The sequence below is a fragment of the Mucilaginibacter lutimaris genome (assembly GCF_042676625.1).
Lineage (GTDB): Bacteria > Bacteroidota > Bacteroidia > Sphingobacteriales > Sphingobacteriaceae > Mucilaginibacter > Mucilaginibacter lutimaris.
The window spans coordinates 106,085-125,418 of the sequence record NZ_JBHTIA010000013.1; the positions used below are offsets into that span (position 1 = coordinate 106,085).

Annotated in this window: 19 protein-coding genes and 1 pseudogene; 12 read left to right on the top strand and 8 right to left on the bottom strand. The window is 43.0% G+C overall.

The window, feature by feature from the left end:
• Positions 1–106 precede the first annotated feature (106 nt).
• The gene (locus tag ACFQZI_RS18405) at positions 107–1,051 is read left to right on the top strand and encodes an AraC family transcriptional regulator (RefSeq protein WP_377145119.1); all 945 of its coding nucleotides are present in this window, start codon (positions 107–109) and stop codon (positions 1,049–1,051) included.
• An 83-nt stretch (positions 1,052–1,134) separates the two neighbouring features.
• On the opposite strand, the gene ACFQZI_RS18410 is transcribed toward ACFQZI_RS18405, so the two are convergent.
• Positions 1,135–2,313: a proline dehydrogenase family protein gene (locus ACFQZI_RS18410; protein WP_377145121.1), complete on the bottom strand. Its 1,179-nt coding sequence runs from the start codon at positions 2,311–2,313 to the stop codon at positions 1,135–1,137.
• Between the two features lie 154 nt (positions 2,314–2,467).
• Here ACFQZI_RS18410 and ACFQZI_RS18415 point away from each other — a divergent pair, with 154 nt between their 5' ends.
• The 7 genes from ACFQZI_RS18415 (at position 2,468) to aroC (ending at position 10,464) form a co-directional block, all read left to right on the top strand.
• Positions 2,468–2,674 carry an RNA-binding S4 domain-containing protein gene (locus ACFQZI_RS18415; RefSeq protein ID WP_377145122.1) on the top strand — a complete coding sequence of 69 codons (207 nt, stop codon included), beginning with the start codon at positions 2,468–2,470 and terminating at the stop codon, positions 2,672–2,674.
• The gene (gene aroB / locus ACFQZI_RS18420; protein ID WP_377145123.1) at positions 2,674–3,732 is read left to right on the top strand and encodes a 3-dehydroquinate synthase; all 1,059 of its coding nucleotides are present in this window, start codon (positions 2,674–2,676) and stop codon (positions 3,730–3,732) included. Before ACFQZI_RS18415 ends, aroB begins: the two co-directional genes overlap by 1 nt.
• A gap of 1 nt (position 3,733) precedes the next feature.
• Positions 3,734–4,636 carry a sterol desaturase family protein gene (locus ACFQZI_RS18425; RefSeq protein WP_377145125.1) on the top strand — a complete coding sequence of 301 codons (903 nt, stop codon included), beginning with the start codon at positions 3,734–3,736 and terminating at the stop codon, positions 4,634–4,636.
• An 888-nt stretch (positions 4,637–5,524) separates the two neighbouring features.
• Positions 5,525–6,451: a prephenate dehydratase gene (locus ACFQZI_RS18430; RefSeq protein WP_377145127.1), complete on the top strand. Its 927-nt coding sequence runs from the start codon at positions 5,525–5,527 to the stop codon at positions 6,449–6,451.
• A 126-nt stretch (positions 6,452–6,577) separates the two neighbouring features.
• Positions 6,578–7,708 (top strand): chorismate mutase, encoded by a 1,131-nt coding sequence (locus tag ACFQZI_RS18435; protein ID WP_377145128.1) that lies wholly within the window; start codon positions 6,578–6,580, stop codon positions 7,706–7,708.
• 181 nt (positions 7,709–7,889) lie between these two features.
• Positions 7,890–9,233 (top strand): 3-phosphoshikimate 1-carboxyvinyltransferase, encoded by a 1,344-nt coding sequence (gene aroA / locus ACFQZI_RS18440; RefSeq protein WP_377145130.1) that lies wholly within the window; start codon positions 7,890–7,892, stop codon positions 9,231–9,233.
• 139 nt (positions 9,234–9,372) lie between these two features.
• Positions 9,373–10,464 (top strand): chorismate synthase, encoded by a 1,092-nt coding sequence (aroC, locus tag ACFQZI_RS18445; RefSeq protein ID WP_377145132.1) that lies wholly within the window; start codon positions 9,373–9,375, stop codon positions 10,462–10,464.
• A 1-nt stretch (position 10,465) separates the two neighbouring features.
• Here aroC and ACFQZI_RS18450 read toward each other — a convergent pair whose 3' ends face one another.
• Positions 10,466–11,215, bottom strand: a complete 750-nt coding sequence (locus ACFQZI_RS18450) for a DNA alkylation repair protein (protein ID WP_377145134.1) — start codon at positions 11,213–11,215, stop codon at positions 10,466–10,468.
• Positions 11,216–11,272: 57 nt separating this feature from the next.
• On the opposite strand from ACFQZI_RS18450, the gene ACFQZI_RS18455 reads away from it, so the two are divergent.
• Both ACFQZI_RS18455 and ACFQZI_RS18460 read left to right on the top strand, forming a co-directional pair.
• Positions 11,273–12,475 (top strand): MFS transporter, encoded by a 1,203-nt coding sequence (locus tag ACFQZI_RS18455; protein WP_377145135.1) that lies wholly within the window; start codon positions 11,273–11,275, stop codon positions 12,473–12,475.
• Positions 12,476–12,516: 41 nt separating this feature from the next.
• The gene (locus ACFQZI_RS18460) at positions 12,517–13,146 is read left to right on the top strand and encodes an HAD family hydrolase (protein WP_377145137.1); all 630 of its coding nucleotides are present in this window, start codon (positions 12,517–12,519) and stop codon (positions 13,144–13,146) included.
• Between the two features lie 91 nt (positions 13,147–13,237).
• Here the strand turns inward: ACFQZI_RS18460 and ACFQZI_RS18465 are convergent, their stop codons facing one another.
• Positions 13,238–13,750, bottom strand: a complete 513-nt coding sequence (locus tag ACFQZI_RS18465; protein ID WP_377145139.1) for a DinB family protein — start codon at positions 13,748–13,750, stop codon at positions 13,238–13,240.
• Positions 13,751–13,858: 108 nt separating this feature from the next.
• Here ACFQZI_RS18465 and ACFQZI_RS18470 point away from each other — a divergent pair, with 108 nt between their 5' ends.
• Positions 13,859–15,418, top strand: a complete 1,560-nt coding sequence (locus ACFQZI_RS18470) for a L,D-transpeptidase family protein (protein ID WP_377145141.1) — start codon at positions 13,859–13,861, stop codon at positions 15,416–15,418.
• A gap of 123 nt (positions 15,419–15,541) precedes the next feature.
• On the opposite strand, the gene ACFQZI_RS18475 is transcribed toward ACFQZI_RS18470, so the two are convergent.
• Both ACFQZI_RS18475 and ACFQZI_RS18480 read right to left on the bottom strand, forming a co-directional pair.
• The gene (locus ACFQZI_RS18475) at positions 15,542–16,330 is read right to left on the bottom strand and encodes a murein L,D-transpeptidase catalytic domain family protein (RefSeq protein ID WP_377145143.1); all 789 of its coding nucleotides are present in this window, start codon (positions 16,328–16,330) and stop codon (positions 15,542–15,544) included.
• Between the two features lie 199 nt (positions 16,331–16,529).
• A complete protein-coding gene (locus ACFQZI_RS18480; RefSeq protein WP_377145145.1) occupies positions 16,530–17,108 on the bottom strand; it encodes a nitroreductase family protein in 579 nt (192 codons plus the stop codon).
• A 128-nt stretch (positions 17,109–17,236) separates the two neighbouring features.
• Here ACFQZI_RS18480 and ACFQZI_RS18485 point away from each other — a divergent pair, with 128 nt between their 5' ends.
• Entirely contained in the window at positions 17,237–18,457 is a 1,221-nt protein-coding gene (locus ACFQZI_RS18485; RefSeq protein ID WP_377145147.1) for a dicarboxylate/amino acid:cation symporter, read from the top strand.
• Here the strand turns inward: ACFQZI_RS18485 and ACFQZI_RS18490 are convergent.
• From ACFQZI_RS18490 to ACFQZI_RS18500, 3 genes and pseudogenes are all read right to left on the bottom strand, one after another.
• On the bottom strand, positions 18,454–18,825 hold the full coding sequence (locus ACFQZI_RS18490; protein ID WP_377145149.1) for a putative quinol monooxygenase: 372 nt from the start codon (positions 18,823–18,825) through the stop codon (positions 18,454–18,456). The two genes, ACFQZI_RS18485 and ACFQZI_RS18490, sit on opposite strands and share 4 nt — an antisense overlap.
• 47 nt (positions 18,826–18,872) lie before the next feature.
• Positions 18,873–19,144, bottom strand: a pseudogene (locus tag ACFQZI_RS18495) (Txe/YoeB family addiction module toxin).
• On the bottom strand, positions 19,135–19,332 hold the full coding sequence (locus ACFQZI_RS18500; RefSeq protein WP_377145151.1) for a DUF2683 family protein: 198 nt from the start codon (positions 19,330–19,332) through the stop codon (positions 19,135–19,137). The pseudogene ACFQZI_RS18495 and the gene ACFQZI_RS18500 overlap by 10 nt, the downstream one beginning before the upstream one ends.
• Between the last annotated feature and the right edge of the window lie 2 nt (positions 19,333–19,334).

The following is a 19,334-nucleotide window of genomic DNA, read 5'->3' on the forward strand; positions in this document are numbered from 1 at the left end:
AACGTGTAGAACCAGTAACGGCTTAAATGCTTTTGCTGCCTCGCATATTTTAATTTAAATTTGTTTGCCATTGCACTTAATGCCATCTAATCCTCTCACGATCAATATGGAAAACTCAACAATACCCCGCCTGGAACTTGAGACATTCGCCAATGAGGGTTACAAAGTACCTTTGCTGGATGTGCAGCATTACCCTGTCAATTCCAGCTATTTTGTGATCCATAATCGTGATGAGTACCCTGTAAAGGATTATATATCGCCCCACCGTCGTAAATTCTATAAAATTTTCCACATGACAGCGGGTACAGGTATCCTTACCATAGGCCTCCACCGGTATGAGATGGGCCCTAACGAAATAGCTTTCCTGCATCCGGATGAGATCATGTCATGGCAAACAACATCGGCAGAAACGGGTGGCCACTTTTGTTTAATCCATCCCGCCTATTTCGGGCACGATGCCGAGCATCTTTTAAACCTGTTTAAGCAATACCCAAGTTTTGAAACTGATAAATCAGTAATTCAACTTACCGATGCCCAATCGGCGGCTATTAAAGGTTATTTCGAAAACATGTACCGGGAAGATCGCGGCACCTCCGGAGATAAGAAGCAGGCTATTCTTTTACAGTTACAATTGTTACTGCTGGAAAGCCAGCGGGCAGGTAAAAACCGGGTTACAACCCCCGTTTCAGAGGGTTACAGGTATATTTACCGGTTCTTGTCCCTGCTCGAAACATCTTTTCAGGTAAAGGAGCGCGATTCTCTGGTTAAACTAAAAACCGCTGCAGAATTTGCCGATCAGCTTTATATCCATCCAAATTATCTGAATTCCCTGGTGAGGAACCATACCGGTAAAACATTAAGGGAGCATATTCAGGACCGTTTATTACATGAGGCCAAATCCCTGCTGGTACAAACCGACTGGGGCATCAACGAGATAAGTGATGGCCTGGGCTTTTCGGGACAGGCGGCCTTCACATCGTTCTTCAAAAAAAAAGCGGCGATCTCACCCTCAGCGTTCCGGAAAAACGCAACGGCTACTATCACCACATAATACTTCGATCTTACAATAGCAAAAGATTGGGGTAAGCATCTGCATCAATAACAGAATGCAGATAGGAAAGTCGCAGCTTCCTTTTATATCTTCCTTCTCTTCTTTTCTTTAACGATCAGACTTAATTCGCGGCTCATTTGCCCCGCAATGGCGGTGTTTTCCTGCGCACGGCGGAACAGGTAAGGTAACACTGCCTTTATAGGCCCATAAGGCACGTATTTAGCTACGTTGTAATTAGCATTGGCCAGGTTAAAGCTCAGGTTATCGCTCATACCTAAAAGCTGCGAGAAAAACACATGCTGGTTTTTATGATCTATTTTCTTTTCGTTCAAAAGGTCGGCAAGCAGGCGGCAACTTTCCTCGTTATGTGTACCTGCAACAATGGCAATATTGGTTATATTATCGGCACAATATATTAGGGCGTCGTTGTAGTCCCGGTCGGTAGCGGCTTTGTCGGGCTGTATGGGCGATGGGTAACCTTTTTCTTCGGCACGTTTACGCTCTTTTTCCATATAAGCACCTCGTACTATTTTGGCCCCCATTATAAAGCCTTCGGTTTCGGCAACAGCGTGGTCATGTATTAATGATGCCAGTTTATCGTGCCGGTACAATTGGTAGGTATTATAAACAATGGCTCTTTCCTTATTAAAAAAGCGCATCATGTTCAGCGCAAGGTTATCTATAGTTTTCTGGATCCAGCTTTCTTCGGCATCTATCATAACTGGCACACCCTCAGAATGAGCCATCTCACAAATAGCAAGTACCCTGTCTTGTACGGTTTGCCATTCAATTTGCTCGTCGACACTAAGCTTTAGGCCTTCGTCCAGTTTCTCCAGCAAGCCAAAACGCCCCACGCCTGTAACTTTAAAAACAGTAAGCGGGATGCTTTTACTTTTCGACGCGGTAATAATAGTGCGGATGATCTCGTCGCGGGTGTTATCAAAAACAGATTCGTCATCCTCGCCTTCTATCGAATAATCAAGAATAGTACCCACCCCGCCATCAGCAAGGTTTTTAATGGTTTGGGTACACTCGGCAATAGTTTCGCCGCCGCAAAAATGTTTAAAAATGGTTGCCTTTATTAATCCCTTTATTGGCAGGCCTATTTTAATGGCTAAGTTGGTTATGGGCGGGCCTATCTTAACTAAAAAGTTTACGTTGATAACCTTAAACAGCCAGTAAGCACGGTTAAGGTCGGTATTGGTAGAATGGCGGAAAGCAATCTCGGTATTTTCGAATGATAATCTATCGTTTGGAGTCATGTTTTATTTTAATTCATGGATCATTGTTCATAGTTCATGGCAAACAAAAGTATTTATATGAACCATCAACTATTAACTATGATCTATACGAAGTATTGCGCAAAATTATAAAATGATAACTCATTATCACACGAATAGTTTAATTTTGACCGCTATGATAGAATTTAAAGTTGAAGGCGACTATATACCCATGATACAATTATTAAAAGCGGCGGGTTTGGTGCAAACCGGCGGCGAAGCGCAGATAGTTGTTGAACACGGCGAAGTTACTTACAACGGTGAGGTAGATTACCGCAAACGCCTCAAAGTAAAACAAGGCGACCTGGTTGAATTCAGGGGCCAAAAGATCAAGATAATATAATGAATAACATACAGAGCGACAGCTACACCGTTTATTTTAATGATAGCTTAACCGAACTGCGCAACTTTGTAGAACAGGGCAACTACTCAAGGGTATTTATCCTTACCGACGAACACACTACTGAATATTGCCTGCCTGTAGTTAAACAATATTTAGACGAACTGGATAACTTTGACCTTATAGAGGTTAACGCCGGCGAAGAAAGTAAAAACATTGATTTTTGTATCGGCATCTGGAAAACCCTGATAGATTTTGGAGCCGACCGCAAAGCGCTGATGATAAACCTTGGCGGGGGAGTTATTACCGATATGGGTGGCTTTGTGGCCTCTACCTATAAACGCGGGATAGATTTTGTACAGGTACCCACCACCCTGTTATCGCAGGTTGATGCATCTGTTGGCGGTAAAACGGGGGTTGATATGGATGCCGTTAAAAACATTATTGGCACTTTTACACAGCCAAAGGCGGTATTTATGTATGTAGGTTTTTTAGAAACCCTTCCGCCAAGGCAAATCCTTTCCGGCCTTGCCGAAATGCTGAAACATGGCCTTATTGTAGATGCCAAATATTGGGACCAGCTAAAAGTTAGCGACCTGAGCCTGCCGGCTGAAGAGTTGGTACACCGCTCGGTTGAGATCAAAAACGAGGTTGTTATTGAAGACCCTCAAGAGAAAGGCATCCGCAAAGCCTTAAATTTTGGCCACACCGTTGGGCATGCGGTGGAAACCTGGTCGCTGATGAATGATGCCGACCCGCTATCGCACGGTGAGGCCATTGCCATAGGTATGATATGCGAAGCCTGGTTATCTAACAAAAAAATTGGCCTGCCTGATAGCCAGTTATTAGAAATCACCGAAGTGCTGAGCCACCTTTACAAACGCTATAAAGTACAGGAAGACAGTTTCCCTACCCTTTTAGAGCACATGCAAAAGGACAAAAAGAACCAAAACGGTCAAATAAATTGCACGCTGCTGAAACATATTGGTGAATACAGTATTGATAATATCTGCACAGAGGACGAACTTTGCGATAGCTTAAGATATTACGCGTCGTTATAAAATGCTTCCTTTAAATCCCCGTTCCGAAGCTGTGATCATATTGGTGAGCCTGCTTGTGCTGCTTACCCTTTTAGAGATGTGGTTTAGCTACCGCGAGAACAGGCACTATTACGAAAAGCGCGATACCCTCACCAATATCTACTTAACAACGCTTGCATTTTTGCTTAACCTTGCGGTTAACGGCAGTATGTTTGTGTTGCTAAACTTTACATACAAATACCGTTTTTTTGAAATCAAGAACGGGTTTGCATATTGGTTTGTGCTGGTTGTAATGCAGGACTTTTTATATTGGGTGCTGCACTATACGGGGCATTACTGCCGCTTGTTTTGGGCCATGCATGTTACGCACCACTCGTCGGAACATTTTAATTTCACAACGGGTTTCCGCTCTACCGTTTTTGAGCCGCTTTACCGCACGTTCTTTTACCTGCCGCTTGCCCTGTTTGGTTTTAACGCGATAGATATTTTATACGCTTATCTGGTAACCCAGCTTTACGGCAACATGGTGCATACCCAGTACCGCATCCCGCTACCAAAATGGTATGGGTGGATCTTTGTTACACCGGCGCACCATCGCGTGCACCATGCGTCAAACATTCCTTACCTGGATAAAAATATGGGTATGGTACTGATACTTTGGGACAGAATGTTTGGCACCTTTCATGACGAGGACGATAACGAACCTGTTAAATATGGCCTCACCCATCAGCCCAAAAACATGGGCCCTGTAAACGTACTCTTCCATGAGTGGAAAGCCCTCATTGCCGACGTAAAACGCGCCCCCGGCATCGGTAACAAACTCAAATACCTGTTTAATCCCCCCGGCTGGAGCCATGATGGCAGTACGCAAACGGCAAGGGTGTTGCAGAGGGAGTATAAAAATTCTAATTTAGGGAGACAATAACATATGCCTCGCTTACTACAAAAATTCGATATTAAGATTACAAAGTCGGCGAATTTACTAATGAGCGGTGGAGAGCTTTCTCCGAAACAATAAGCCTTCTAAATAACTTTCGTTAACAACGCAAGTTTGCAAATTAACTATCAACTTATTGGACAAAACATTAGTTTTGTAAAAAAGCTGATAGTGATTAGTTCATCATAAGGTCCGGCAAAACATCTGTTCTTTGTTTTTAAGTTTATTGACGCATTTTTAACAGTATTATTTTCAGAATTCGTTTTGAAAACATTGCCCAATTGTCACAAGTTGGAAAAATTAATTTCGATTTTAAAAAAAATAAATTTTAATTCTATGAAAAATATAATGCTGTATACAATAGTTCATTTTGGTGTATCATTATTTATGGCATCAGTTGAGCATCATTTATTAATGTCCAATGTGTGTGTTGAATCGACCGCAATGGGTTGAAAGATTTAATACGTTGTTGTTTAATAAGCGTCAATTACTAAAAATAGGGTCCGATGTTTGGGGTTCGATTCCCACCCATTGCGCAAGTTAAGCCCGGTTTAGCCGGGCTTCTTACTTTTATTACAAGCCGATTTACAACCATACAGATTTTAAAATTCCTCCAATTGCCAAAAAACCTTTTTACCCAATAAAATTCTGTTCGCATTAATTATTTTAAGAAAAATAAAATTATCTATTGACAAATTAATTTTTACTTGTACATTTACAGCATAACAAAAACAATGACAACACAACGTGCATATTTTTATGGTTTCTACTTTTACTTTAGCAGTAAGAGCCGGGACTGATATGTACTAACAAAACATACAAAAAACTAAAAAGTCCCGGCCCTAAAAGCCGGGACTTTTTTGCTTAATAATCTTTATGAAAACCGAGAAACCAAGAGTTGCTATACAGGGGATCCGTGCCTCGTTCCACGAGGAGGCCGCATTCAAATATTTTGGGCAGGATATTGAGACTATTGAGTGTAACTCTTTTAAACAAACGTTTGAAGCCTTGCAAAATAATGAGGCCGATTACGTAGTAATGGCAATTGAGAACAGCATTGCAGGGAGCATTTTACCCAATTACTCGTTAATGATGAGTTACAGCTTCCCGGTTGTTGGTGAGGTATATGTGCCTATTCAGCTTCATTTGATGGCGCTGCCTGGGGTAAGGTTCGAGAATATTAAGTATGTAACCTCGCACCCTATTGCCATTCGGCAGTGTATTGATTTTTTTGACGAATACCCCCACCTTAAAATTGTAGAAAGCAACGATACCGCTGCCTGTGCCAAACGCATCCGGGATGAGCAACTGACAGATACCGTTGCCATAGCCAACACACTGGCCGCACAGCTTTATGGATTGGATGTTTTGGAACGCCGCATCGAATCGAACAAGTTAAACTTTACCCGCTTCCTGATCCTGACCACGCACGAGAACGCCAAAAAGAAGGGCAACCCGAACAAAGCATCACTATGCTTCCAGGTAACTAACCAGGTTGGCGCATTGGCCAAAGTGCTTAATATTTTTGCCCAGGAAGATGTAAACATGAGCAAAATACAGAGTATGCCGGTTTTGGGCAAGCGTAACGAATACAATTTTTACGTAGACATAGAGTGGAAAGAAAACAAACAATATGATAACGCCATTCGCCAGATCCTGAAATACACGCACAACTTTAACATACTCGGCGAGTATCAGCGCTACGAAAGCGAACCGCCAAAACCTCTGAAGGCTGAGAAAACGAAACGATATATTAGCGTGAAAAAAGTCGGAAGTCCTCAGCCGGAAAGTCCGAAAGAATAACAGAGTCGGAAGTCTGAGGTCGGAAAGTCCGAAAGAAATAAAACATTTAACAAACAGGTAACAACAACATAAACAAAAATCTTCCGGACTTGCCGACATTCGGACGCCGGACTAACGAACAAGATCATGAAACACAACTTAAATATACAGCCCCTTAATTCCTGGATCAATAAATCAGGTAAAGAACCGTTGGTAATTGCCGGCCCATGCAGCGCCGAAACCGAAGACCAGTTAGTAGCCACCGCGCACTTGTTGGCAAAAACAGGTAAAATCAGCGCCCTGCGTGCAGGTATCTGGAAACCACGTACCCGCCCGGGAGAGTTTGAAGGTATTGGCAGCATTGGTTTAGAATGGTTAAACCGCGCTAAAGAAGAAACCGGCTTGCCAACTGCTGTTGAGGTTGCTACCGCCAAACACGTAGAAGAAGCTTTAAAAGCAGGTGTAGATATTCTCTGGGTTGGCGCGCGCAGTACCGTTAACCCTTTCACCGTGCAGGAAATTGCCGACGCCCTTAAAGGCGTTGATGTGCCTGTAATGGTAAAAAACCCTGTTAACCCTGACCTTTCCCTTTGGGTTGGCGCTTTAGAGCGTATCAATAATGCAGGTATCACCAAACTAGCTGCTATTCACCGAGGGTTCTCATCATACGAAAAATCGGCCTTCCGTAACGAACCGATGTGGGATTTGGCTATCGCTTTAAAAACGCTTGTACCAAACCTGCCCATCATCAACGACCCAAGCCACATTACCGGTAACCGCGACCTGATTGGTTACGTTTCTCAAAAAGCGCTTGACCTGGATATGCAGGGTTTGATGATAGAATCGCACATTGACCCTACAGTTGCCTGGACAGATGCCGCGCAACAGGTTACCCCTGCTGCCCTATCTGAAATTATCGACCACCTGGCTTTACGTAAACCGGAAGTTAAAGGCGCTGAACTGAACGACAAACTTGCCGAACTGCGCAACCAGATCGATAAAATTGACGACCTAGTGATCCAGAAAATGGCCGAGCGTATGAAGATTGTTGAGAAGATTGGTAACTACAAAAAGGATAATAATGTTACCATTTTACAGGTAAACCGCTGGGACGAGATCTTACAGAAACGTACCAACTACGCTAAAGCATTAAAATTAAGCACCGAGTTTACTGAGAAATTACTGGAACTGATGCACAGCGAATCTATCCGTAAACAAACCGAGATCATGAACGCGGGCCAGGAAACTGCACCGGCAGAAAAATTAACGCATGCATAATTAGAGATTAATGAATTGTTGATTAGAGATTAGTAATCGCGTGCATTTATTGCGATAACAATTAATTATTCAATCATATAATTTATCTCACCATACCCTTTTCAAAAACAAGGGTGTTAAAATACAAGTCTCCCTAAGCCTCTCTCCTTTGGAGAGGGGTTGGGGTGAGGCTTTTTGAATTATGGCAAAACATAACATCATACTTACCAAACAAGGTAAAACGGTAAAAGGCACTATACAACTTACAGGTTCTAAAAGTGAGTGCAACCGTGCGCTGGTTATAGGTGCGTTGAGTAAAGGAAAAGTTAAGGTCGAGAACATGTCTGACGCGGCGGATGCTGTAACTTTAAAAACGATACTCGATCTTCAGGAACAGGGCGTGCCGCCGCTTATGGTCAACACACAAGTGGTAGATGAGCATGGCGCGATCATTAAAAGCAATGGTCCTACTATCACACAAGGCAGAACTGTTAGCCACGAGATAAACATCGGCCCTGCAGGTACGGCAATGCGCTTTTTAACGGCGTACTTGCCTTTGCTAAACAAAACTATTACGCTAACCGGCTCCGAGCGGATGCAGCAGCGCCCTATCGGTGTTTTGGTTGATGCCATGCGTAAATTAGGCTCTAACATCGAATACGTGAAGAACGAGGGCTTCCCGCCTATCAAAATCCACGAGGGTTTTGCGCAGCAGACCAACCGCATCAGCATTAAAGGGGATATTAGCAGCCAGTACATTACCGCGTTGCTGCTTATCGCTTCAAGTCTGCCGCAAGGTTTAACGCTGGAGATCGAAGGTGAGTTAACCTCGCGCCCGTATGTGGAAATGACGTTAGCTATGCTTCGGCAGGCAGGCATCCAACATACTTGGGATGCCAATACTATCACTATAGCCAACCAGATTTTTGCAGAAACAGCTTTATTAGTTGAACCCGATTGGAGCGCAGCGTCATACTGGTATTCCATAGCTGCCTTAAGCGATGAAGCGGAGCTTTTTCTGCCGGGATTAACATCTTACAGCTTACAAGGCGATAGCGTTATCACCGAACTGATGGCAAACTTTGGCATCACATCTGTATTTAAGGATGGCGGTGTATATTTAACAAAAGAACCAAAACCTGTTCAGCGTAAGATCTTCGACTTGAAAGAATGCCCCGACCTGGCTCAAACTGTTATTGTAGTATGCGCGGCATTAGGACATGAGGCAAGCTTTACAGGCCTGGAGACTTTAAAGATCAAAGAAACCGACCGTATCCTGGCCCTGCAAACCGAACTGGCTAAAATTGGCGTTAAACTAATAGAAAAAGGACAGGTTTATAAACTGGATTGCAGCGAAAAACAAATTCCGCAGCGTATGTTTGTAAACACCTACGACGATCACCGCATGGCAATGGCGTTCGCGCCGTTGGCCATCTTGATACCAAAACTGGAAGTTGAAGATGCCGACGTGGTAGAAAAATCATACCCGGCGTTTTGGAAAGACTTAATAAAGGTAGGGTTTGAAGTAACCCCGGTAATACAATAACAACCAAATCGTCATTGCGAGCGTAGCGTGGCAATCCCCTACTTACAGAGGCGCTCTGTATAGCAAAGAGATTGCTCCGTACCTCGCAATGACGCTTGAAGAGTAATTAAGAATCTAAAAATCGCACATTTAAAATTCAATGGCAGGTAATTCATTTGGTCAATTATTCAGGATAACAACATTTGGCGAATCGCATGGCGAGGCAATAGGTGTCATTATAGATGGCTGCCCGGCCGGGCTCGATGTGGACTTGGATTACATCCAGGGCGAGTTGGATAAGCGCAAACCGGGGCAATCAAAGATCACTACTCAACGTAAGGAAAGCGATGTAGTAAAGATCCTTTCGGGAACATTCGAGGGTAAAACTACAGGCACACCCATCGCTATGATCATCCCGAATGAGGACCAGCGTTCTAAAGATTACGGCCACAACGTAGATGTGTTCCGCCCATCACATGCCGATTATACTTATGCTACCAAATATGGTATTCGCGACCATCGTGGTGGTGGCCGCTCGTCCGCCCGCGAAACTGCCGCACGTGTAGCTGCGGGTGCTTTGGCCAAATTGTTATTAAAAACTCAGGGCATAGAGGTGCTGGCACATGTAAGCAGCGTAGGCACAATTAATGCACCGAATGTGTTTATTGAAAGCGCTGCCGATTTTTTAGAAACCCGTGAGAAAAACATCGTCCGTTGTGCCGACCCGGCAACTGCTGTAGAGATGATCGAGTTTATAGACAGCGTCCGCAAGGATGGTGATACGGTTGGCGGTAAAGTAAGTTGCCACATTATTGGCGCACCCGTAGGCCTTGGCGACCCGGTTTTCGATAAGCTGCATGCCGACCTGGGCAAAGCCATGCTGAGCATTAATGCCGTGCACGGCTTTGAATTTGGTTCGGGCTTTAGTGGCAGCGAAATGCGCGGCTCTGAGCATAACGACATTTTCATAAAAAACGCCGACGGTAGCGTGGCTACCCGTACCAATTTTTCGGGTGGCATCCAAGGCGGAATCAGCAACGGTATGCCTATCGAGTTTAAGGTTGCCTTTAAACCCGTAGCCACCATAATGCACAACCAGCAAACCATAGATGGTGAAGGCAACGCCGCCGAAATTACCGGCAAAGGCCGCCACGACCCGTGTGTAGTACCCCGTGCCGTGCCTATTGTGGAGGCCATGGCCGCGTTGGTATTGGCGGATCATTGGTTGAGGAACAGGGTATCGAAGTTGTAAGCTAACACTTCACATCCTTTTTCTTAGGTGCTACACCTCCCCGTTTGTCCCAAACTTTTTTGATGTAATCTGTAGCTACAGGCACTTTGCATGCCGTGCCGTTCATATCAATGGTAACCGCGCCTATTTTATTGGCTATTGTCATTGCCTCATGGGCGAGGGCAGCTACATACGCCCCTACCGAAATAATAAAATTATTCATGTGGTAGCTTACCCGGCTCTCGCTTGTATGTACGTTCTTCTCAGCCCGTTCTAACAGGTCTTGCAGCTTTTGCATATCCAGTTCGCTATCGGGCCTAAGCGCTACAATATTGCTCAGTGCCGACCATCCACTGGCGGCTATGTGCGTTACCGGGCTATCTATCCATTCCAAAGCCAGTTCAAACCCATGCGGGTTTCCTGCGGTTACCCAGGGCACCGTGTACTCGCTTACATTATTAGATGTAGCATGTTCAACCCAGTTTTGAAGGTCGGCTTTCGTCATTTTCTCATCATCAGCAATTAAACCCGCAAGGTACATGGCATCCGCATTGCCGGTGGCAAACAGATCCTTGGCAAGCTGGTAGTCCTTCTTTATCTTTTTTTGTATGGGTTTTAGGTATTCTATTTTCACACCAAAAAAAGGCTCCTTAACGCCGTGTTTCAATAGCGTCCTTTTTATGCTTTCGCTGCCCTTTGCCTGCAGTTCGCCCATAATTTCGTTAACGTTCATGGTGCAATAATTTGATACTAAAATTAATATCTTTTTCATTTAATTTTTTCAGGCAAACGCAATCCGTACTTTTGTATTTAACACTATTCCTTACCCGTGTCGCTTCTCCAACTCTATAAAAACGCCTACAGTGGCCTTGCCCGCAACAACTGGTATCTGAGCATCGTTATGTTCATCAATCGCAGCGGTACAATGGTTGTACCTTACATGATCCTGTATTGCATTAATCAATTACATTTTAGCGTTGCGCAGGCGGGTTATGTGCTGGCGCTGTTCGGCGCGGGCGCAATACTGGGTAATTATGTAGGCGGATGGTTATCAGACCATACCGGCTTTTACGATATGCAAGTGGGTACGCTCCTGCTTGGTGGCACCATGTTTATTGTATTAGGCTATCAGCACACGTTCATCAGCATGTGTATTGGAGCATTTGTATTAAGTTTTTGCAACGAGGCTTTCCGCCCGGCAAATTCGTCAGCAATAGCCTATTATAGCGCGCCGCAAAACAAAACGCGCTCCTACTCCCTACATCGGCTGGCTACCAATTTAGGGTGGGCTTTTGGGGCTGCCTTTGGCGGGTTTATAGCATCAATAAATTACAAATTATTATTTTGGGTTGATGGCTGCACCAACATCTTTGCGGCGTTGATGTTGTTATGGCTTATTCCGAGATCAACCTATATTAAACCGGTAAAAAATATTGTAGAAACTGTAAAATCAATTTCTGCATATCGCGACAAGCCTTACCTGGCTTTCATTGCATTGGTAACACTATTTAACGTTTGCTTTTACCAGTTTTTTATAATGGAGCCGGTTTTCCTGGAGACCGAATGGAAATTCAGCTTGCGTTTTATTGGATTTCTGCTGGCGTTAAACGGGATGGTTATAGCGTTGGTGGAGCTTATCATGATTAACTATCTTGAAGGCCGCAGACCGGCTTTGATCTATATAATATATGGTGTACTAATAACCGGGACCGGCTTTGCTCTGCTAAACCTTTTGCTCCCGAGGCCTGTTGCAGGCATACTGGTGGTGCTTATTGTAACCTTTGGCGAAATGATGAGCATGCCTTTCATGAACTCGTTTTGGACTACGCGTGCAGGGCAGCATAACAGCGGGCAATATGCGGGGTTATACGCCATGTCATGGTCAGCAGCGCAGGTAATAGCGCCTGTTGTAGGCGGGCAGGTAATAGCAGCAGGCGGTTTTAAATTACTGTGGTATGTTTTATTTGCATTAAGCATATTGGTGGCGGTGGGTCTTTGGTTGCTGCATAAAAAGTTGCACAAAAACATATAAGAGTGTCCAAACAAATCTCGTTCTGAACGCTTAAATATACTATGAAACGTGCTTTATTTTTAGACCTCGATAATACCATTTACCCGGCAGACTCACTTGCTGATGTTCTTTTTACAGAGCTGTTTAACCTCATTGATGAGGAACTCGGACAAACCGATATTTCGTCGGCAGAGAAAGCAAAGCGCGAACTTACCCGCCGCCCTTTTCAACAAATTGCTGATGAATTTGGCTTTAGTGATGATCTTACCGAAAAAGGTTTAAAGATACTGCGCAACGCCAGGGTGGAGGTACCCGTTACGCCATACAAAGCATACAGCCAACTTCGCGAGGTGCCGATTGACAAATACCTGGTGACAAAAGGTTTTACTAAATTGCAGCAAAGCAAGGTAGACATGCTGAACATTGCTGGTGACTTTAAAAAGGTATATATCGTAGATCCCGATCAAAGTGACCTTACCAAGAATGACATCTTCCAGCGTATAATGAAGGATAAGGGCTACACTAAAGAAGAAGTTTTAGTAATTGGAGATGACCTGGAATCTGAAATAAAAGCAGCACAGGAGTTGGGCGTAGAAACATTCCTCTTCGACCCGGAAGGCAGGTATACAAATGAAAATGTAACTTACCATGCCCGCGATTATAAGGACGTGGCGGAGATTGTAATGAAATAATCCCACTATGCAACACCCTGCTCATCAACGAAAGTACAAGGCGAATCATATCCGTTTTTAGAGTGAAAGAAGTCGGTTTTAGATAGTGAATTTACCCCCTTAAAACTGCCACTGTTACTATCAATTGCCCCAAATGCCGCATGGTATGTTCTGCACTATGGGTGTATAAACCCATCACGGTTGATGGTAGTTGCGCACGGCCTACGTACCTAATATCTGTCAAGGTTGTTTCATTTGTTGCGCTTAGTTGCGTTAAAGATGCATCAACCTGATTATTGAAATTCTCTACTAATTGGCTAACTGTGTATGTTTTATTAGACGGTTTGCCTTCGGTAGATAAATAGCTTAATTGCTTTTCAGTCAACATTTCACCCCTTGCATAGGTAAAAAGCCTTTCTAAAACGCCAGTCAGGTGCTGTAAATGAAAACCCGGTGATGCCATTCCCGCTACTTTATCCCAAAGCAATTCGTTTGGGAAACCCGCCATCAATCCGGCCAATTCCTCGCGGGCCTGTAGCAATGCATGTGCAACCGGCTGTACCATAGCGGGCATGTCATGTAAAGGGCCCCGCAGCCAAACCTCGGGGAGTTTATTATTCGCCATAGCCAAATATATAACAATGCTTTTTGGTTGCTTATCAGCACAAAGTAAATAATAAGCATGCGGCTTTGTGGTATAGCAATTGCATAGCAGCAACTAAACAATTATACTATGACAATATCTACTATAAAAAAAACTGCACTGCCCGTATTATTGATGCTATTTTGCGTGTTTGCCTTGTCCATCCAAAGCTGTAAGAAAAAAAGCCGTTCAGATATGGGCGCCGAACTTTACAAAAAAACGAAGAACAAGGTATTTAGAGAAGCCACTCCCGAGGGTCTTGCAGAAGTTTTTAAACAAGTTTTAGCAACCAATAAAGGCAAAATGGATAACCCTAAACTAATAACTGCCTTTTACGAAAAAAACGATTATGACCCTATTTTTGTAATGGACCACATTTTTAACGGCGATGTTGACATTACCGCTAATTACTTTGAAAAAGCCAGCCAGCATGGTTTAGACCCTAAAATGTTTAAGGCCGACCAAATAAAACAGTTAGTTGCAAAGTTTAAAGATAAAAAGGGCATCAAAAATCTTGATGAAGCCTACCATGATATTGCCGACCTGGAAATATTAATGGCAAATTCTTTAATTACTTATTCAAGCGCGCTGCAGTTTGGGATGATCAGCCCAAGAAAGATCTATTCCCGCTATTTCACGGCCACTAAACGCCCCGACAGTTCATCAATGATGCAGGCCTTAAATGCTGCTAACCTAAAAACCTATCTGGACAGCATTCAACCTAAAGACCCGCAATATCTGCTACTGCAAAAAGCATTAATGGCAGGTGGTACCGCTCAGGGAATGACCAAAGAGGAAACTACCCGCTACCTTGTGGTTAACATGGAGCGCCTTAGGTGGAAAAACAAACCAACCCAGCAAAAGTATGTGATAGTTAATATCCCCGATTACCGCTTAGATGTTATGGAAAACGGAAAATCTATCCTGAATATGAAGGTTGTAGTTGGCGAAGGCCGTAATACCGATAATAATATTAGCCTTGTGGAGTATGACGAGAGCGATAAAATTGACCGTCCGTTTAGCCGTGAAACGCCGCAACTGAACAGTATGATACACAGCGTACAGGTAAACCCGGTTTGGAATATACCACAAAGTATTGCCAGTAAAGAGATAATGGTTGAGGCCGCCAAAGACCCTTACTATATTTCTAACAAAGGCATAGATGTTTACGAAAATGGCAAAAAGGTTGAGGACCCCGAAACCATTAACTGGGCAAACGCACCAAAGGATAAGTATGAATTTAAACAACGCCCAAGCGACGATAATGCTTTAGGTAAAATAAAATTCCTGTTTAACAATAACAGTAGTGTTTACCTGCATGATACGCCTGCAAAAAGTGCATTTAGCCAGGCCATGCGTGCTTTGAGTCATGGTTGTGTTCGCCTTGGTGACCCCAAAGCCTTAGCAAAGGCAGTATTTGGCGATGGCTCAACATATGAGAAAATTGCTAAAGCCATGGACGAAGATAATCCCGAACCAACAACCATTGCAGTACCTAAGAAATTGCCTGTGTACATTACTTATGTTACCTGCTGGGCAGATAGCACAAACACCCTGCAATACCGCCCGGATGTTTATGGTTTAGATGTTGTATTATATGGCCATCTACAAAAGTTTTTAGCTAATACAAATCAGATAGCTGCATTGTAGTTATTAGAGATTGGAGAATAGAGATTAGTTCTTATCGTAATCTTATTTAATCCCATAAATAAAAAAACAAAGCCCGGCTGCATTACTGCGGCCGGGCTTCTTGTTATAGTTGGTTAGTTTGTCTTACAGTTTAGCAATAGTAGCCGCACCGGTCGTATCCGGTGTAATAGAGTTGGACGGTGCTGTTTCATCTAATAATTTAGATGTATAATTGCTATCATTGCCATTCACAAACAGCATAGAGCCACCTTTGATTGTATTAATAACCTGGTCTGAAACTGCCGGTGATACTGCAGGGCAACCAAAGCTACGGCCTAAACGGCCAATTTGGTTAATAGTATTTTGAGATACGTAATCCGCCGCGTGTATAACAATTCCGCGTGCACGTGCAGCACTATTAATACCTGCATCCAAACCATCAAGCTTTAATGAGCGGCCGTGCTTACCCATGTAAACTTCGTTTGCCAAATAAAAACCAAGGCTGCTTTGGTGCGACTCGTTATTATTTGAAAAGCGGTTGGCCATATCATCGCCACTACCCTGCCCGTGAGCAACCCATGTATTTAAAACCAACGTTTTATTTACTACGTCAATAATCCACATACGTTTCTCGCGGCTCGATTTATTGAAATCGACAACGGTAATGATATTACTGTTTGGGGCTAATTTATTCGCCAGCTTAAGGTTCAAATAGCCTGTAATCGCCTTTTGGAAAACAGCAGCATTCATACCTGTTTGCTGCAGGTTAGCTGCTGTATAAATATTATTAACATACTGGGCAAAGTATTCTTTAGCACCAAATGTTTTAGCTATAATTCCGTTCTTCTTGGTAGCGCTTGTCGGTTTCCAACTGATAACCGAGATAGAAAATAACAATAAAGCGCCAATGATCCACCACAAGTGTTTTCTCATAAATATTGGGTTTAATCGTTTAGTTTAATTTGGTGTAACAAATGAAAATAGTATGCACTATTAGTTGATTTGTTAGAACAAATATACGAATAAAAGCAAAATACATTGTCACAGCAGTCTAATTATACACTTTTAAGAAAAAACAATATCTAAAAGTTAAATAGAGTAGCCTTGTAGAAAACTAATTTACAAACGAATATCATTTATTCCAAATGATTTTTTCTTCTATTGGTGTTTTCCTTTTGCCCTCCGGCTGTACATCTGTATAGCCTAAAAACAATACGCCAAGTACGCTATCTTCGGCGCCCAAACCAAAATGTTCGGCATAAGCAGGTTTTAAAACCATACCGCCGGTACTCCAGAATGCGCCTATATTTAAAGCAGTAGCACCCAATAAAAGGTTTTGCACCGCACAAGATGCCGCAATTATCTCTTCAAACTGAGGTATTTTTGGCAGGTCGCCACGTTTTTGATAAGCTATAACAACATGCGATGCATTATTAGCCTGATTCTGGAAATTGGTATAAACCGTAGGGTTAAAGCTTTCGCCGGGGTTGGCGGCTTTATACAATTCGGCATGCTGTTCGCAGTAAACTTTAGGGTCTTCAAAAACAATGAAACCCCATGGTTCGGTATTACCATGGTTTGGCGCCCAATCGGCAAGTTCAAGTATAGACGCTATATGACCGTTGGGGATCTTATTACCATTCATGGTAGATGGTTTAATGGTACGGCGTGCCTTAATATTATTTGCAATTGCTGAAAATGTAGTATCCATAGTGGTAAAATATAAATGCCTTTTAGGCGAGGGCAAAAATAGAGAAATAAGTTACATGAATACACAATTTGAGAGGGATATTATTTACCTTTCTAAGCCGTTTAGTTTTATGGCTTTAATTATAATAGATGAGCAACTGGATAAAAAATTATAGCGGGATGATATGGCTTATAGCCGGTATAATTGCAGGCAGCGTAGCCGGTATTGTACTTGGCCCACGTGCCGAAGTGCTAAAACCTATCGGCGATATATTTTTAAACCTGCTGTTTGTAGCTGTAATACCATTAGTGTTTTTCGCAATATCATCGGCCATTGCCAATTTACAGGGCTCACAAAAAATTGGCCGTATAATGGGCGTTATGTCCGCAGTTTTTTTGGGGACGCTTATCATGGCAGCATTATTAACTATTGTTGCATTATGGCTTTTCCCTATTGGACAAACCTCATTTGCAGCGGCCGGTGCTACACCTGTGGAAACAGGCAAAAATCTATCAGGCGACCAAATAACCCAGCTATTTACAACCAGCGAGTTTTTCAACCTCTTATCTCGTAAAAACATGCTGGCCATGATCATCTTTGCCCTGCTGGTTGGTTTTGGCGCACGCAGCGCAGCAGAAAAGGGTAAAGCCTTTGTTCAATTTTTAAACGCAGGTAACGAGGTTTTTAAACACGTTTTTAGTATTATTATGAAGGCCGGTCCAATTGGCCTGGGCGCTTACTTCGCTTATCAGGTAGCAGTGTTTGGCCCATCATTGTTTGGTACTTATGCGCATGTGTTGGGTATAGGTTACGGTGTAAGCTTGTTTTATTACGCTGTATTTTATAGCATATACGCTTTTATTGCAGGCGGCATAAAGGGAATTAAACGCTATTGGGAAAACAATATCATCCCCTCGGCTACCGCCGTTGGTACGTGCAGCAGCATTGCCACTATACCCGCAAATTTAGATGCTGCGAAAAAAATGGGCATAACCGACGCTATTGCGGGTATCACTATTCCCTTAATGGGCACCTTACATAAGGATGGTTCCAGCATATCATCTATCCTAAAAATATCAGTAGTGTTTGCCATGTTTGGTAGGGGCTTTGACAGCGCTGAGGTAATTATACTCGCGCTGGGTATGACGGTTCTGGTCAGTATTGTTGAAGGCGGCATCCCCAATGGCGGCTACATCGGCGAACTGCTGTTCATCTCAGCTTACGGCTTCCCACCCGAAGCTTTACCACCAGCTATTATCATTGGCACTTTAATAGATCCGGTAGCTACATTGCTAAACGCCACCGGAGATACAGCTGCCGCGATGGTTATCAACAGGTTTGCCGGGGCAAAGGAGGCACAGTATAATTAGGGCTTTACAGCCTTGCCAATCAGGCCAACATCCACTAACTCTAACGATTTCACCATGTTTTGTACGGTGGCTTTGTATTTCTTAAAGTGCGGGGTTAATGTGTGCGCCTTATAAGCGGCCGTGTCAGCATAAATTTCGAGGATGGTGATATGCGAGGCGTCCTTTTTATCGGCAACGGCGTAGTAAGTAAGCACACCCGGTTCAAGTTTAACGGCTGTTTTCATCTGTAGTGTCAAGGCCGCATTGTATTGCTTTAGCTGAAGAGGATCTACCTGTATTTTTGCAAGCCTCACCATTTGTTTACTTTGTTGAGCAAGAGCGCTGGCTGTAAATAAAGTAACTACAATTGTAACGAGTAGGTTCTTCATAATTGAGATATTGTAAGTTCGTGTTGCTTAAAGCGATTAAAGTATTATTACATATAATGCCCTTTTAAAGAAAGAATATTGAGAATAAGTAGCTCTTGATAATCAGTTATCTCATAAACTAAACGATGTTCTTTATCAATTCTTCTGGACCAAGTACCCGACAACTCGTATTTTAGAGGTTCCGGTTGCCAATTCCTTCGTAAGGATTTAGTTGAATAGCTTCTATTAAAGTAATTATTTTTCGCTGGATTACCTTATTACCAGATTTCTTCCAATATTTTAGATCTTCAACAGCTTTAGGGCTATAGATTACTTCCATAGATCTTTGGTCGTTATCTTAACGCCTTTTCCGTTTTTTATATCTTCTTTACCTTGAAGTATTTTCTCGACAAACTCTGGATTATAGGGACTTTTTTCTGACTTGAAATCAATTTTTAAAGCTTTTATAAAAGCTTTAAGCGCAGCGAGTTGTTCTTTTGTTCTTGGCTGTACAATCAATGTTTCCATAA